Origin of the sequence: Flavobacterium proteolyticum, assembly GCF_015223105.1 — a bacterium.
GTDB classification, from domain to species: Bacteria; Bacteroidota; Bacteroidia; order Flavobacteriales; family Flavobacteriaceae; genus Flavobacterium; species Flavobacterium proteolyticum.
The window spans coordinates 1,236,266-1,253,720 of sequence record NZ_JADFTZ010000001.1 but is presented as its reverse complement, the minus strand read 5'-3'; the positions used below and the strand labels follow the sequence as shown (position 1 = coordinate 1,253,720).

General features: G+C 32.0%; 13 protein-coding genes. 4 read left to right on the top strand and 9 right to left on the bottom strand.

All coding sequences use genetic code 11. From position 1 onward, the window contains the following. Positions 1-1,293 (top strand): DASH family cryptochrome, encoded by a 1,293-nt coding sequence (locus tag IM755_RS05415; protein ID WP_194094388.1) that lies wholly within the window; start codon positions 1-3, stop codon positions 1,291-1,293. Then, the gene (locus tag IM755_RS05410) at positions 1,294-2,826 is read left to right on the top strand and encodes a cryptochrome/photolyase family protein (protein ID WP_194094386.1); all 1,533 of its coding nucleotides are present in this window, start codon (positions 1,294-1,296) and stop codon (positions 2,824-2,826) included. It abuts the gene before it with no gap. Positions 2,827-2,878: 52 nt separating this feature from the next. On the opposite strand, the gene IM755_RS05405 is transcribed toward IM755_RS05410, so the two are convergent. The 7 genes from IM755_RS05405 to IM755_RS05375 form a co-directional block, all read right to left on the bottom strand. Further along, positions 2,879-3,487: a hypothetical protein gene (locus IM755_RS05405; RefSeq protein ID WP_228063895.1), complete on the bottom strand. Its 609-nt coding sequence runs from the start codon at positions 3,485-3,487 to the stop codon at positions 2,879-2,881. A 57-nt stretch (positions 3,488-3,544) separates the two neighbouring features. Beyond that, positions 3,545-4,120 (bottom strand): NUMOD4 domain-containing protein, encoded by a 576-nt coding sequence (locus IM755_RS05400; protein ID WP_194094384.1) that lies wholly within the window; start codon positions 4,118-4,120, stop codon positions 3,545-3,547. Positions 4,121-4,190: 70 nt separating this feature from the next. Then, on the bottom strand, positions 4,191-5,267 hold the full coding sequence (locus IM755_RS05395; protein ID WP_194094503.1) for an agmatinase family protein: 1,077 nt from the start codon (positions 5,265-5,267) through the stop codon (positions 4,191-4,193). Positions 5,268-5,364: 97 nt separating this feature from the next. Next, positions 5,365-7,455 carry a T9SS type A sorting domain-containing protein gene (locus IM755_RS05390; RefSeq protein ID WP_194094382.1) on the bottom strand — a complete coding sequence of 697 codons (2,091 nt, stop codon included), beginning with the start codon at positions 7,453-7,455 and terminating at the stop codon, positions 5,365-5,367. Positions 7,456-7,535: 80 nt separating this feature from the next. Continuing rightward, complete coding sequence (gene kynU / locus IM755_RS05385) at positions 7,536-8,816, bottom strand: kynureninase (protein WP_194094380.1); 1,281 nt, start codon at positions 8,814-8,816, stop codon at positions 7,536-7,538. Between the two features lie 107 nt (positions 8,817-8,923). Beyond that, positions 8,924-9,973 (bottom strand): tRNA preQ1(34) S-adenosylmethionine ribosyltransferase-isomerase QueA, encoded by a 1,050-nt coding sequence (queA, locus tag IM755_RS05380; RefSeq protein ID WP_194094378.1) that lies wholly within the window; start codon positions 9,971-9,973, stop codon positions 8,924-8,926. Between the two features lie 177 nt (positions 9,974-10,150). Beyond that, positions 10,151-12,082, bottom strand: a complete 1,932-nt coding sequence (locus IM755_RS05375; RefSeq protein ID WP_194094376.1) for a LamG-like jellyroll fold domain-containing protein — start codon at positions 12,080-12,082, stop codon at positions 10,151-10,153. A 192-nt stretch (positions 12,083-12,274) separates the two neighbouring features. Here IM755_RS05375 and IM755_RS05370 point away from each other — a divergent pair, with 192 nt between their 5' ends. Beyond that, positions 12,275-15,133 (top strand): sensor histidine kinase, encoded by a 2,859-nt coding sequence (locus IM755_RS05370; protein WP_194094374.1) that lies wholly within the window; start codon positions 12,275-12,277, stop codon positions 15,131-15,133. A gap of 1 nt (position 15,134) precedes the next feature. After that, entirely contained in the window at positions 15,135-15,881 is a 747-nt protein-coding gene (locus tag IM755_RS05365) for a LytR/AlgR family response regulator transcription factor (protein ID WP_194094372.1), read from the top strand. On the opposite strand, the gene aroA is transcribed toward IM755_RS05365, so the two are convergent. Beyond that, positions 15,878-17,128 carry a 3-phosphoshikimate 1-carboxyvinyltransferase gene (aroA, locus tag IM755_RS05360; protein ID WP_194094370.1) on the bottom strand — a complete coding sequence of 417 codons (1,251 nt, stop codon included), beginning with the start codon at positions 17,126-17,128 and terminating at the stop codon, positions 15,878-15,880. The genes IM755_RS05365 and aroA overlap by 4 nt on opposite strands. Further along, on the bottom strand, positions 17,128-17,454 hold the full coding sequence (locus IM755_RS05355) for a DMT family transporter (protein ID WP_194094368.1): 327 nt from the start codon (positions 17,452-17,454) through the stop codon (positions 17,128-17,130). Before IM755_RS05355 ends, aroA begins: the two co-directional genes overlap by 1 nt. Position 17,455 lies beyond the last annotated feature (1 nt).

Here is a 17,455-nt window from a genome sequence, read left to right as displayed (position 1 = left end):
ATGAACGGACTAATATGGTTTAGAAACGATTTGCGCACGATTGACAATCATTCGTTGTACAATGCTTGCAGGGAAAATGAAAAAGTAATTGGTATTTATTGCTTAGATCCGAGACATTTCGAAACAACCCAATATGGTTTCAAAAAAACAGAAAAATTTAGAACCCAATTTCTTTTAGAAACTTTAGACGAATTACAACAAAATTTAGCGGAGAAGAATATCTCCTTATTAGTTTATTACGGTTATCCCGAACAATTAATACCAGAAGTAGCGGCAAAATATCAAATTGATACGATTTACATCCAAAACGAATGGACGCAGGAAGAAGTAGATGTTGAAACTGAAGTTCGAAATCTCATTCCAGCCGTCAATTGGAAAACGTATTACGACCAATTCTTATTTCATCCTGATGATGTTCCATTTGAGGATTGGGAAAAAATTCCAGAAGTTTTTACGGAGTTCAGAAAGCAATTGGAAAAGAAAATTCGAGTGCGACCAACCGTTTCCATCTCAGCAAAACCAACTTCTAATCTAATTGAAGAAAAAACTAATATTCCAACTTTAGAAGATTTAGGATTTGATGAGTTTAAACAACCAAATAAAACTGCTTTTCCATTTAAAGGCGGCGAAAATCAAGCTAAAAAAAGAATCAAAGACTACTTTTGGGACACTAAAAAACTAGCGGTTTACAAGAAAACCCGTAATGGTTTGGTGGGAAAAGATTACAGTTCAAAACTTTCAGCTTGGTTAGCAAATGGGAGTATTTCAGCACGGATGATTTATTGGGAAGTGCAACAATTTGAAAAAAAGGTTGTCAAAAACGAAGATACGTATTGGTTGATTTTCGAGTTGATTTGGCGCGACTATTTCAAATACATTTCGCTAAAACACGGCAACAAAATTTTTCAATTGAACGGTATTTTACAAAAAGAATACCATTGGAACCAAAACACCAAAGCTTTTAATCAATGGATAAACGGAACTACACCTGAACATTTCGTGAATGCCAACATGATTGAACTACAAAGAACAGGTTGGATGAGCAATCGCGGCCGTCAAAATGTGGCGAGTTATTGGGCAAAAGAATGGGAACAAGATTGGCGCATTGGGGCGGCTTATTTTGAAAGCATGTTGATTGATTACGATGTGCATAGCAATTATGGCAATTGGATGTACAATGCTGGTGTTGGCAACGATCCAAGAGATAGAAAATTCAACATCAAACGCCAAGCAGATATGTACGATAGCGATGGAAAATTTCAAAAAATGTGGTTAATTCCTGAATTATTTTAAATGAGAACACTTCGATTACTTTTGGGCGACCAACTCAATTCGGAACATTCTTGGTTTGATGAAGTCAATTCCGAAGTGGTTTATGTAATGGCAGAAATGCGACAGGAAACCGATTATGTGAAACATCACATTCAAAAAGTCGTGGCGTTTTTTCTTTCGATGCGCAATTTCTCGGAAGAATTGACAAAACGAGGTCATCAAGTGGTTTATTATAAAATTTCGGATGCGAATAATCCACATAATTTGGAACAATTAATTTTGGGTTTAGTTGAAGAAAATAAAACAGAGCATTTTGAATATCAATTTCCAGATGAATATCGCTTGGATGAACAACTGAAATCCATTTGCGAAAAACTTGCTATTCCAACAAAAGCAGTAGATTCCGAACATTTTTATACATCTAGAAATGAATTGGCTGATTTTTTTAAAGGGAAAAAGCAGCTTTTGATGGAAAGTTTCTATCGTATGATGCGAAAAAAATACGATGTTTTGATGGTAGGTAATCAACCGTTAGACGGAAAATGGAACTTTGACCACAACAATCGCAATCAATATAAAAACGAAGTGCCGATTCCGTTTCCTTTGGAATTTCATAAAAAAGTGAGTGAAATTGTTGCCGAAATTGAAAGTCAAAATATCACCACTTTTGGAGGTATTGATTTAGAAAAATTCAATTGGCCCACTTCCAGAAATGAAAGTTTGCAATTGATTGACTATTTCTGTGAACATTTGTTGGCGTATTTTGGAACGTATCAAGATTCATTGTTTTCTGGACATAAATTTCTGTTTCACTCGCGTTTGTCTTTTGCGATGAATTCTAAAATGATAAGTCCGAAAGAAGTGGTGGAAGCGGTGATTTCACATTATTATCAAAATCAAGAAACCATTCAATTAGCGCAAGTAGAAGGTTTTGTGCGACAAATTATTGGTTGGCGTGAATATGTCAGAGGAATTTATTGGAAAGAAATGCCGAATTATGCCCAAATGAACGCCTTAGAAAACTACAATCCGCTACCTGAATTCTTTTGGACCGGAAAAACCAAAATGAAATGCATGCAACATTCAATTTCTCAAAGTTTATCGGAAGCGTATGCACATCATATTCAACGATTGATGGTTATTGGTAATTTTTCTTTGTTGGCACAACTAAATCCTGACGAAGTTGACGCTTGGTATTTAGGGGTTTACATCGATGCGATTGAATGGGTTGAAATGCCTAACACTCGAGGCATGAGTCAATATGCTGATGGTGGAATTGTAGCTACTAAACCTTATGTTTCTTCGGGAAGTTACATTAATAAAATGAGTAATTATTGTAGCAGCTGTCATTACAAAGTAAAAGAAAAATTAGGCGAAAAAGGCTGTCCGTTTAACAGTTTGTATTGGCATTTTTTAGATGAGAAAAAGCAGCATTTTGCCAATAATCAAAGAATGAGCATGATGTTGGCCTTACTTAGAAAAATGAAACCTGAAGAATTAGCAGCAACGAAAGAAAAAGCGATTTCGATTTTGGAGGATATCAATAACTTATAAAAAAACCGAAGATTTTAAAACTTCGGTTATAAATTTATTTATTAGATTAACATCATTCCCACTTATCAGTTCTTTTTTGTTGGTCATTTAAAGTTAAATAATGAATAGCAATTAACAACTGAATATTAGGATCGTCTAAATCGAATTTTTTCGGATTTTTATAAATACTTTGTTGTAACCAGCCTACTGATTCAAAATCTCCAGCTTCAATAAGTCTATCCGCATAATTTTTAACTTCTGGATTATTTTTTCCAAATTCAGTCAAAAATTTTTGATATTTCCCATTATATTTTGAACCTAAATTTTTTAATTCCAAACCAGTATCTGGATAAGTCGCTTTTCCAAACTCCCATATTTCATCAAACGTAGATTTCGAAATAGAATTGTAAAGTTCTTTTTGTTTTTCAAAATCCACTTTCTCTAAAATCGGGTGCCAACCATTTTCTAATAATCCTGGTAATATTTTAGAAAAACAGACTTTAAAATCAGATTTTTTATTTTCAGATATTTGGTTTTTAAAAAAGTCTCTTATTTTATTCAAGTCAGAGATTTGATCAGTGGAAAAGTTATTCTCTAGTTCAACTGTTGAATATTGAGATTTACAAGAGAAACTCAGTTGCAAAATTATTATTCCAAATATCAATATTAATACTTTTCTCATATTACAAAACAAAAAACTTTAAGAAACTGAAACAAGTTCAGTTTGACAAAAAAATTATTAAACTTGTATATGTCCCCAATTTTGACCCCATTTAATGCGATAAATTTGCATTTCGGAAACATTAAATTCTTTTGCGGTTTTTCTAACGCTGAACTTTTCACCTTGTCGCTTCATTTTTAACTTTATTCGCATTACTTGAGTAGAGGTTAATTTTCTACCATCACGTTTAATGTTATCTTCTTGAAACTTCTTAAAAGCGGCTTTTACAGCTGGACTTTTATGACCATGAGCTCGCATCTCATTATAAGTTGCCCATTTTAAATTGCACAACTGATTGTTCATTTTATCATAATCAAGATGTAAAACATATTCTTGGTCTTCACTTACTCTTGGAATAAAAAGCTCAGCCACCATTTTATGAATGGCATGAGAATAATAACTTTTTTTCCCGTTAACCGATCTCACATAACGTAAAAATAGAAAACCTTCAGTTGGAGCTCCTTTTAGAATTTTACCGTTTTCAATTTTATCGGTAAAACTCTTAAGTCTACCATAATTAGAAACAGCATATCTAACCTTACCTGGAACTTCAATTGGATATTCTCTCCATTGTTCAATTACAAAATGACTCATGTTTTTGTCTTTAAATAAATTAAGGGGCGTATTATTTAAGACTTTCGTCTGACTTATTGCAAGATATAAATTATTTGTTAAACTTGATTTTGTTCCCAACATTCATTTTTTGAGATTTTGCAAAAGCACCACACATGTGAAATAACATTCTTGCTCCAACATTCCCATCCCAATCATCATCGCCTGGTGCTACTTCAACTAAATCAAATCCGATAATTTCTTTATTTGTTTCAGCTAAGCGGCTAAATAAATAAGCAGCTTGCTCAAATGAAAATCCACCCGGAACCGGAGTTCCTGTGTTTGGACAATACCAAGGGTACATTCCATCAATATCAAACGAAATACAAACTTTTTCTGGTAATGAAGCGATGATATGATCACATTGTTGTTGCCACGTTTTTCCTTCGAAAGCTTCTTGTTTTAAATCGCTATCGGTGTGTACTAAAACTCTATCTTTTAAAGCTACTTCTACTTCTTGCTCACAGAAATCGCGAATTCCTACTTGCACAATTTTTGAAACTTGAGGAATTTGTAATGTATTGTACATGATAGAAGCGTGCGAATAGGTAAATCCTTCATAAGCGATTCGTAAATCCATGTGTGCATCTAAATGTAAAATTCCGAAGTTGTCATATTTGGTTGCTAAAGCTTGATAATAGCCTAATGGTGTTGAATGGTCTCCTCCTAAAAGCACTACTTTTTTACCTTTGTTCATCCAATTTAGCGTTTGTTCACGAACGGCTTCCACCATATCAGAACATGCATAATTGATTTCTTCTAAATCTTTCATTAATGAAGGATGATGGTCTAAAATCATTCCGCTTTCTAAAGCTTTGATAATTGGAGCAGCTTGTTTTTTGAACTTTTTAGATTTCTTTTTTAACTCTTTAGCGGGTTTATCTATATAAATTCCTAATTTCCATAATTCTGGAAATTCTTGGTGATTCAAATCTACTTGAAAAGAAGCGTCTAAAACCGCATCTGGACCTTTAGAAGCTCCCGAACCATAACTCACTGTAACTTCCCAAGGCACTGGAATTACAATAATTTCACTTTGCTCTGCCGAAAAAGGCAAACCAAAAATAGTAGCATCTGCCAATCCTGGTTGGGATGGATCAAAGTTTTCTAAAATTTGTTCTTTAGTCATGATTTCATGTAATTCGGTTATACCATGCAAAGATAATTCATTTTAACAACAAAAGCCGAACAAGAATGTCCGGCTTTTGTTATTTATTAGAAATTTATTATTGCTTCACAAATTTGTGAGATGCTTTTGAATTCATAAAATAAACGATGTAAACACCATTCGCTAAATTTGAAATATCAATTGTTGATTCATTAGTAATAAGATTTTTACCTATTACTTTTTGTCCTAACATATTATATACTTCAATTTCTTCATTTTCGAAATTATCTCCTTTAATTGTAATTGTTGTTGATGCTGGATTTGGATAAATACTGAATGTATTTTTCACTACATCCTCAACACCTAAACTTGCTTGAACCACTAAGTTAAAATTACAGTTTACAGAAGTTCCACTTGTAGCCGTCATTGTAATAACGTGAGTTCCAACTGGTACAACAGTTCCAGCAGCAGGACTTTGAGTTACTACTGCATCACAATTTGAATTGATGGCATTTGCTAAACTTGCAAAACTTGGAACCGTATAATTTCCTAAACCATCTGCAGTTACTGTTTGAGTCCCTGGGCAATTGATTCTTAAAGCAATTGCTGGCATTACATAACCTGCTGCTGTATATTTTTCAGTCATTACTTTAATATCTGCACAACTGTAATTCATATTTATTGCAGCTTGTCTTACAGCAATTGCAGCATTTTGTTGATTTGTTGAACTGTTCGTTAAAGCTAATCCTTCTAAGAAAGCTTTATCTGTTTTGGTTCTTCCTAAAACATCCCAAATTTTCATATTAACAGTTGACCAAATTTGGCCATCAGTATGAATTTGATTTACTAAACCTCCTGGATACAAAGCACCATAATTAGTAGTTCTTCCTCCCCAACATACATTATGTCCATCCCAGTTAAACATCCAGTGATAAGCTGCATCAGCAGATGTCCATTGACCTGACAAGGCTCTACTATGAGATTGCGCCCAATAATCGCCACTACCTTCACTTAATCCATTTACTTGAGACAATGAACCTCCTGTTAACCAGTCGTGTAAACCATGTCCAAGCTCATGCCAAATAACATCGCCATCTTCAGCATCATCAACGCATCCTTCACCAAAAACTAAAGTACCACTTACATAATGAGAATTATCTGCTCCATTTTCTCCTGAAGGATCGAACCATAAAACACCTCCATTAGTTAAAGGACGACAAGTTACACCAAGTGTTTCGTTAATATATCTTAAACTATTATCTGTATGATAAAAAGCATTTGCTGCTTCAAAACCGTCAGCATTTCTAGTAAATAAAAAATTAGCATTTGCTTGTGTGAATAATCCTTTATTAGGATTTTCTAAATTTTTAATTTCAACATAAGAACTTTTTAATTTATAAGTTCCTGCTGTATTATCTATTTCTGGCAAATTCACCAAAACTCTTTGTGCATTTAACTCTGCTGTATCAACATCACCAGCTCCAGCTCCGTCAGAATAATTTCCACCATAAGCTACTCTTGCAGAAGATAAAGGGTCTGATAAAAATACCATAGCGGTACCAGGTTGAAATGCTAAAGTTGAAGTTGCTTCTTTTGGCATAAAATATTTTGCAGCTCCAGAAGTGTTGGTAGCATTATGATGGTTTGAAGTACATTCTGCACCACAGTAAATAGCAATATCTTTTACACTTAAAATAGTTCCATCTATTGCATCCATAATAACTTCCCATGCTCCTGACTTTTCTTCAAAACTAGTTACCGTTCTGTAAACCAATTTTGTATTGTCTAATTTATTATAAACGAATAATTTAGATTCTTGAAAAGTCACCATTCCTGAAACTCCAATTTCTTTATCGGAAATTTCAATCGCACGTTCTTTGGAAATTTGAGGTGTCGTATTAATTTGAACTATATCTTTTGTAATGTTGTGATCTGCATAAGAAACTTGACCATTAAGATCAAAATGTACAACTATTTCTGTATCAAAAACAGGAATATCATTCACCATTTGTTGGAAACGTAATGTTTCACCAGATATACTTTTACGCACAAAACGTAAACTAATATCAGAATCTGAGTTAATTTTTAATTCTTTTAAATTGGATTTAATCCATTGTCTTGCAACAGCTTCTTTTTCAGAAACTTGCGCAACCAACAACTGCAGGGTTCCAATTAGACAGAACGCCAAAGCAAGTAATGTTTTCTTCATTTTTTATGAGTTTGATTTTAAGGTTGTTACAAATAAACCGAAAAAATATAACAAAACACAAAAAAATGTTAAAAAAATTACTATTTATTTAAAATCAATTGTTTCAAGATTTGACCAAACTCATACATATCTTCAAAAGAACAATAGAATGGTGCTGGTGCTAAACGAATTACATTTGGTTCTCTCCAATCTGTAATTACACCATTTTTCATTAATCGATCGAATAACTCCCTTCCTTGTCCGTGAAGGTAAACTGATAATTGACAACCACGCTCTTCTTGATTAGATGGGGTTAAAATTTCGAAATCCGCACCTTCTAATTCTTTGTCAATTTCGTGAAGAATGAATTCTAAATAAGAAGTTATTAAATTTCGTTTTGTAATTAGTTTATCCATCCCAACTTCAGCAAACATTTCTACAGATGCTAAATAAGGTGCTAAAGATAAAATTGGAAGATTACTAATTTGCCATCCATCTGCTCCGTGAACTGGATCGAAATCAGGTTCCATTTTAAAACGGCGCTCTTTGTTATGACCGTACCAACCTGCAAAACGTTTTAATTCTTTATCGTTATGATGTTTTTCATGCACAAAGAATCCCGAAGCATTTCCTGGCCCAGAATTCATATACTTATAACTACACCATGCGGCGAAGTCAACATTCCAATCGTGTAATTCTAATTTGATATTTCCGGCAGCGTGTGCTAAATCCCAACCCACATAAGCGCCATGTTTTTGACCAGCTGCCGTAATGGTTTTCATATCAAAAACTTGTCCTGTATAATAATTAACTCCACCAATTAAGACTAACGCTAATTCATCTCCTACCTCATCAATTTTAGCTAAAACATCTTCTAAACGAATATTTGCTTCTCCTTCTCTACGCTTGATTTCTACAATAGCATCTTTTGGATCATAGCCGTGAAATTTCACTTGACTTTGAAACATGTATTGGTCACTTGGAAACGCTTTTTCTTCACAAATAATTTTGTATTTCTGTGGTGTTGGATTATAAAAAGACACCATTAATAAGTGAAGATTCACGGTTAACGTATTCATTACTCCAACTTCAGAAGGTTTTGCTCCAACGATATCACTTAAAGGTGCTGCGAATCGTTCTTGATAATCCCACCACGGTTTATCTGCATAAAAATGACCTTCAACAGCTAAATTTGCCCAATCATTCATTACCTCATCAACGTAAGTTTTGGTTCTTTTAGGCTGAAGTCCAAGAGAATTTCCTGTAAAATAAATTACTTGTTTTCCGTTTACGTGTGGAAAATGAAATTCATCTCTGTATTTTCTCAATTCGTCTTGAGCATCTAAACTTTGTGCGAATTCGCGCGTATTTTGAAAAGTCATTAGGTAGTTTTGTTTGAAGGGTAAAATTAGGTAAAAGTTTCAAAGCAACAAAAAGCGAAACCTGTTAAAATAAAAAATCCCAACCTTTCGATTGAGATTTTTAAAAATTATATGATTAACATCGCGTCTCCGTATGAGTAAAAACGATATTTTTCTTTAATTGCTTCTTCGTAAGCTTTCTTCATTAAATCGTGACCACAAAAAGCAGAAATCATCATTAATAACGTTGATTTTGGCGTATGGAAATTAGTGATCATACAATCTGCGATACTAAAATCGTAAGGAGGATAAATGAATTTATTTGTCCAACCAGTGTAAGGATTTAATGTTCTTTGAGAAGAAACAGAGCTTTCCATTGCTCTCATAGAAGTTGTTCCTACGCAACAAATCTTTTTCTTTTTAGCTTTTGCATTATTAACAATATCACAAGCTTCTTGCGTAATAATCATTTCTTCTGAATCCATTTTGTGTTTCGATAAATCTTCTACCTCAACTGGATTAAAAGTTCCTAAACCAACGTGTAAAGTTACTTCTGCAAAATCAACACCTTTAATTTCTAAACGCTTTAATAAATGCTTAGAAAAGTGTAAACCTGCAGTTGGAGCTGCAACAGCACCTTCTTCTTTTGCATAAATGGTTTGGTAACGCTCCGCGTCTTCTGGAGTAACTTCACGATTGATATATTTAGGAATTGGTGTTTCACCAAGTTCTACTAATTTTTCTCTGAATTCTTCGTAAGAACCATCGTATAAGAAACGTAATGTTCTTCCACGAGAAGTGGTATTATCAATTACTTCAGCTACTAATGAATCATCATCACCAAAGTATAATTTATTTCCAATACGAATTTTACGCGCTGGATCTACTAAAACATCCCACAAACGTTGCTCTGCATTTAATTCTCTCAACAAGAAAACTTCAATACGAGCTCCAGTTTTTTCTTTATTTCCATATAAACGTGCTGGAAAAACTTTGGTATTGTTCAACACCATTACATCGCCATCATCAAAATAATCAATAACGTCTTTGAATAATTTGTGCTCGATAGTATTTGTTTTTCTGTTAACCACCATTAAGCGAGATTCATCTCTGTTTTCGGTAGGAAATTCAGCTAATAATTCTTCTGGTAAATTGAAATTGAAATGAGATAATTTCATTTAAAAATATTTAAGAGTTTAAAAGTTTATGTGTTTAATAGTTTTCTAACTCAAAACACTAAAATTCAGTTTGCAAATATACGATTATGAAATAGGCGTTGTCAAGTAAAATGCGGTTTATTTTACAAAACCCTTGTTTTACTTGACAACGCCCAAATTTTAAAACCTAAAAACTAACTATTTAATTGCGATTTTCTTAGTTGCGATATTGTTATCGATGTCTTGAATTCTTACCAAATACATTCCAGAAGCTAAATCGGAAACATTGATTTGCTTTTGATTAGAAGAAAGTACTTTTTGACCTTGAATGTTGTAAATTTCTATGGATTGAATATCGTTATCGATTTCAATGTTTAAAATATCACGAACTGGATTTGGATACAAAGAAACTTCTAAATTGTTTTGGTTGAAATCTGAAGATGACAATACGTTGTAATTATACAAATTTGAAATTTCTGTTGGAGATAATTCGTAATTGTAAATTTTTAAATCGTCTACAGTTCCTTCAAATGAGCCTGAAGACAAATTAAACGTTGTGTTATTTGCGGTATTCCATGCAGATTTAACTGCACTTGTAATTAATACACCATCAAGATATATTGATGCTACATCAGTTACACTATTAAAAGTAACTACCAAATGCTTCCATGTATTTAACGGAATACTTGTAGCACTAGTTAAATCATTAGCCCATGCATAATTGTTAATTTGACTAGAAGTTAACGAAAAACCATAATACTGATTAGCTGATTGAGTCCCATAACCAAATAAATAATTATCGCCCCAATAGTATTGCATTTTTAACCAAATAGAAATAGAACGAGAGGAATTTCCAACAGGTAAATTTTCTAAATTAACGGTTGTTCCTGTATTTGTAAACCTTAAAGCATTATTCGGATTTCCATTTCTATCTACAGTAAAAGCACCCGTTGTTGCAAAGTTTTTATTTCCTGTTATATCATAATAGCTATTATCAAAATTAAATTGACACACTAGAGAATTACCCATTAAAGCATTATTAGCATATAAACTTGAAATTTGACTATCATTTAATGCATAATTATAAATCTTTAAATCATCTATCGCACCAACAAAATTTAATTCACCACCTACTCCAACACCAAGTTTAAATAAATCATTATTATTCAAAGTATTCCAAGATTTTGCTTGAGAACTTAAAAGTATTCCGTTTTTGTAAATTTTAGCTGTAGTACCATCATAAACATAAGCAAAATGATACCATGTAGAAGCATTACTACTACTACTAGCACTTAAATTATTAGCATAGCCAAAATAATCAACCGTAGTTGAATTGAAAGACCCTCCTATTGCATTATTCATACTACCTTGCCCATATGAAAAAGTCATATTATAAGGTGTTTGAATCATGTTCAATTTAGCCCAAAATGAAATTGTTCTTGCTGAATTCCCATAAGGTAATCCTGGAATGGTTGCCGAAACTCCAGAATTGCTGGTTATATTTAATGCTCTGTTTGCGTTTCCATTTCTATCTGATGTAAAAGAAGTATAAACAGTTGGAATAAAAGGATTAGAACCTGATGTATTAACATAAGTTCCGTCGAAATTGTATTCTGTTGAAGAGTTAGCTAAAATAGCTTGAGTTGCCTGAACATTATCAATATAAACAACACCACCACTTACAATAAAATTTATTTGTGCTCTAAAACGAATTGGAGTCCCTGCTGGTACAACACCTGCAGACAAAGTTGCTGATAGAGTTTGACAATTTGTAGAAAAAACATCACTTGTATTTACTTGAGTCCAAGTATTTGTATTGTTAACTTCATAGTATAACCTTGCAATTAAATAACCAGTACTTGAACTTTGTGCTTTATATCCATAAGAAAATGTGATTGCATTTCCATTCGAAATGTAACTTGTTGTTTGAAGATTAGCATTGCTGCCACTGGTAAATAAAGAAGCGGTCAATGATTGGGAACCGGAACAACTAGCTGCTGTTGTTAGCGAATAATTAGAATTACTCCAACCCGCTGGCAAACCTGATTCAAAACTTTCATTTAAAGTAATTTGCGAAAAAGTAAAGGCACAAGTTATAAAGAATAAAAAAGAGAATAATTTTGTTTTCATAAATATTGATTTAGAATTTCGATGTAAAATTATTTTTATCAAGTCGCTAATTTTTAACGAGTTTACCAAATACTATTTTCAGTTAACGAAAAAAGAATACATACAGATTTCGTAAATTAAAAAGCAGGTTTCACAAACTGAGTTTTAATCTACACCTTAATATTTCTTATATTTGTTATAAATGAAATCTAATTGAAGTTTCTGAAATTCATATTACTGTGTCTTTTTTCCCAATTTACTTTTGGGCAAAATCCTTATTATTATAATATAGACCGAACAAACGGTTTACCATCTAATAGTGTATATGACATTTTTCAAGACAGTAAAGGTTTTATGTGGTTTGCAACTGGCAAGGGGTTATGCCGTTATGATGGGACCACTTTTAAAACGTATACATCAGACAATCAAACTTCAAAATCAGGATCATGTATCAGCGAAGACAGCTTTGGAAGAATTTGGTATTGCAATTTTGATGGTTATTTATACTATGTTGAAAATGGTGAATTAAAAAGTTTGCCACAAAAAGAATCGAGAGGATATATCAAATACAGTATTATTAAAGACAAACTATTTTTAATGCAACTCAATGGAGTAATAGTTTATGATTTAAAAAGTTTAAAACCTATTTATTTCTACCCTTTAACAGATATAAACATTCGCTCAACATATTCCGTTGGATCAAAATTTTATATTGTTGGTGATTACATATACGAAATTGATTATCCTAAAAAAATAAAAAAACACGAGCTTTCGGAGGATTTTAAAAAAAATCTAGAAGTTCCTATTGTTCAAGTAATAAAAGACGAACTTTTCATCGTTTCAAAATATTCAAATTATTATTACACATACAAAGAAAATAAACTGACAAGAAAAGAATTTAGTAACTCATTTGATTTTATACAAAACGTTGCTTTAACAGATAATGCGCCTTGGCTTTGCACCCCAAATGGGATAATTAAATATGAAAACAACAAAGCAACATATTACTTTTCTGAATATAACGTATCCTATATTTTTAAAGATAAACAGCAAAACTATTGGATTTCTACGTTAAATAACGGATTGCTTTTTATTCAAGATTTCAAAAACAATTTCATCCCATTAGATCCAAAACCAACTATTTTTTCTCCTTATAACGATCAACTATTAATAGGAACAGAAAACGATTTAATATATGGTCTCCAATTAAATGATTTATCAATAAAAACGGTTTACAAAAACAATAGCAACCACCCTATTAACCAAATTATTGGAAACGAAAAAAATCAAAACATTTACTTTACTGCATCAAAATTCAAAATCCTAAACCAAACTAATACTATTACAAAAGAGACGTCTACAGCTGTAAAAGACATAAAAAAAATTGATGACACTTATTACGCTGTAGCCGCAAGTGGCGTTTGTGGATTATTTAAAGTGGGGAACCAAAAAAGCAAATGGGATGCTGTTTTTAAAAAATATTACAATGTTCCAAACGGATTTAACGAAAGTTCAATTTTTAGGTTAAATGGGAAATCAACTGCGTTTAATTCTGAAAATAATTGCATTTATTATGCTACCAACATGGGATTGAAATTTGTAAATTTAAAAGACGTTAACGAATTAAAATTTCAAAATAAACCGCTATTCATTACCAATTTACAAGCTTACAAAAATGTAGTTTATGCTTTGTCCACAAGTGAAGAATTATACAAAATTGATGTTAATAACAAGGTAACCAAAGTTTCTATTTTTGAGGAACACTTAAAAGAACGTTTTACCAAGTTTAAAATTCAAGAAAATTCTATTTTCCTTTTTTCTACTAACGGTATAATTGAATACAATTTAATCGATAACAAGTATCGTAAAATTTTACCTTTAACAAGTGATTTAGAAGTTACCGATGTAGCTGTAATTAAAAATGAAATTTATTTTGCTACTTCAAAAGGAATTATCGTTAAGAATAAATTCAAAAATAAAGAATTTGCAAAACCCGAACTAATTGTAAACGAAATAAAAGTTAATAGCGTTCTTCAAAACGAAAAAAGTTTAAATGATTTAGAATACAATCAAAACAACATAACTGTTAATTTTTCTGTACTCTCTTTTAATCCAAACGAGAAAAATAGTGTCTTATACAAAATAAATGATGGCAATTGGAACCGATTAGAAATTAACAACCGAAATCTAATTTTATCATCTGTTTCTCCTGGAGATTACAAATTATACCTGAAAATTGATGCTAATTATAAAACTCCTATACAGCAAATCAATTTCAAAATTAATAAACCATTTTGGCTAAACACTTTTTTCTTAATTTATTTAGGATTAATTATCATTGCTTTAGCTTATACTTTTTACAAATATCAGATTCAAAAAATCGAAAAGAAAAATCAACTTTTATTAGACAAAATCAATTTAGAAAAGAATTTGAATCAATCAAAACTGAAAGCTATTAAATCACAAATGAATCCGCATTTCTTTTACAATGCATTGAACACTATTCAATCCTTTATTTTAACTAACGATAAAAAACAAGCTGTTTCCTATTTGTCTAAATTTTCCACTCTTACCAGAACTATTTTAGAAATGAGCGAAAAAGAAAACATAACACTTTCTGAAGAGATTAAAACATTGGGATTATATTTAGATATTGAAAAAGCACGTTTTGATGAAGATTTTAATTACGAAATCAATATTGGTTATGGCATTGATATTGAAAACATCAAAATTCCCTCGATGCTCCTGCAACCTTATGTAGAAAATGCCGTAAAACATGGTTTATTACACAAGAAAGGAACAAAAAAAGTAACCATTGATTTTGAACGTATATTTGATTCCTTAAAAATCACAATCGACGACAACGGCATTGGCAGACAAAAAAGTGCTGAGTTAAAAGCCATTAAAAATAAAGACCATTTATCGTTTGCAACCGAAGCTATGCAAAATCGTATTGAGTTACTCAATCAATATAAACAGCAAAATATTGCCATTAATTTTGAAGATAAATTAAATAAAAACGGTCAGTCATCAGGAACAAAAGTTATTATTGAAATTCCAATTACATACTAAAATGAAAGCCATTATTATAGACGACGAAAAAAGAGCACGAATTTCACTCGCTTATATTTTACAAGAATATTGTCCTGAAGTTACTATTGTAGCCGAATGCGAAAACTTACCAGAAGGCATAAAAGCCATCAGAAAACAACAACCTGATATTGTTTTATTAGATATTGAAATGCCAGGTCATAGCGGTTTAGAACTATTGGACTTTTTTGATGAAAACGAAGTAAATTTTTCAATTATTTTCACAACAGCATACAACGAATATGCTTTGAAAGCATTCAAATTTTCAGCGGTTGATTATTTGTTAAAACCCATAATACCAGAAGAATTAGCAGACGCCATTCAACGCGTTGCCAAACAAAAACAACGTTTTGAAAATTTTAGAGCTTTTAAAGAAAACTTACAACAAGAAACCTTAACCAAAATTGCCGTTCCATCTGGAAATACTTTATTGTTTTTAGAAACTAATAAAATCATGTACATCAAAGGAGAAGGAGCATATTCAGAAGTATTTTGTAACGATAGTACAAAACAATTAGTTAGCAGAAACTTAAAGAATTTTGAAGATATTTTATGTTCTGATTCTCGCTTTTTACGCATTCACAAATCGTATATCGTAAACTTCAACTTTGTAACGGCTTTCAACAAATCAGATGGCGGAAGTATTGAATTGGAAAATAAAATTCAAATTCCGGTTTCTCCTGATAAATCGCAAACTATTTTAGATCAAATTCAGATTATTAAACGTTAGTTTATTTCAGAGTTTTCAATTCCAACTAGTTCCAAATCTTTCCAAAAATCGGGATACGATTTAGAAACTACCTCAGCTTGATTAATTGTAATTGGAACTTTCAAAGCTAACGGGGCAAAAGCCATTGCCATTCTATGGTCTTGATAAGTTAAAATTGAAATGTTTTGCTTAATTCCAAAAGAGGATTTCAAATGTAAAGAATCATTAGTTACTGAAATTTCAGCTCCTAATTTTGTTAGTTCTATTTTTAAAGCTTCTAATCGGTCGGTTTCTTTGATTTTTAGCGTATGTAATCCGGTTAAATCACAAGCTATTCCTAATCCAAAAGAGGTTACCGCAATGGTTTGAGCAATATCAGGACAATTATTTAATTGGTAATTGACAATTGACAATTGACATTTTTTTGTTTTAGAAATTGTAATCGAATTATCATTATTAAAAATAGTTTCTACACCAAAATCTTGATAAATATCAACCAAAGCACTATCGCCTTGAAGGCTATTTTCTTTGTAACTTGAAAGCGTAACTTGAAAACCGATTTCAGATAAAGCAACAATGGAATACCAGTACGATGCAGAACTCCAATCAGATTCAATTGTGAATTGCGAATTAAGAATTGTGAATTGTGGTTTTACAGAAATTATATTTCCAACAAATGAAGTCGTCACTCCTATTTCATTCAATAACGCTAAAGTCATTTTAATGTAAGGAACTGAAGTAATTTCTCCTTCCAGTGTTAACTCTAAACCATTTTCTAATTTAGGCGCAATTAACAACAAAGCTGAAATATATTGACTACTCACATTCGCAGGAAGCGAAACTTTATTTTGAGTTAACTTCTTCCCTTTGATTTTTATTGGCGGAAAACCTTCATTTTCTTCATAAGTAATTTCGGCTCCTAATTCATTTAAAGCCTCAACCAAAATTTTTATTGGACGTTCTTTCATACGAGAAGAACCTGTTAAAACCACTTCTTTTCCTTCTTGAATAGCAAAAAATGCGGTAAGAAATCGCATGGCGGTTCCGGCGTGGTGAACGCCTATGATTTGTGAATGGTGAATAGTGAATGGTGAATTTAATGCTTTTTGCATCACTTCCGAATCATCTGAATTGGAGGTGTTTTCTAAAGTTAGATTTTGATATAAAGCCTTTAGCAGTAATAATCTGTTGGTTTCAGATTTACTCCCTGTAATCTTTACTTTTACCTTTTCCCTTTCCCCTTTTCTCTTTTCTAAATGTAAATCCATTATTTCGTAACTATTTTTAATCCAACGATGGATAAAATTAATGTAGTAATGAAAAACATGCGCCAAAAAGTGGCAGGTTCTTTAAAAACAATAATTCCTACCAAAACACTTCCTACTGCGCCAATTCCAGTCCAAACGGCATAAGCGGTTCCGATGGGTAATTCTTTTGTGGCTTTTACTAATAATATCATACTGATGGAAAGACACAGCAAAAAACCTCCATACCAAAGCAAGGAAGTATTTCCTGTTGATTCTTTTGCTTTTCCTAAACAGGTGGCAAAACCTACTTCAAATAAACCAGCTATTATGAGTAAAATCCAGTTCAAT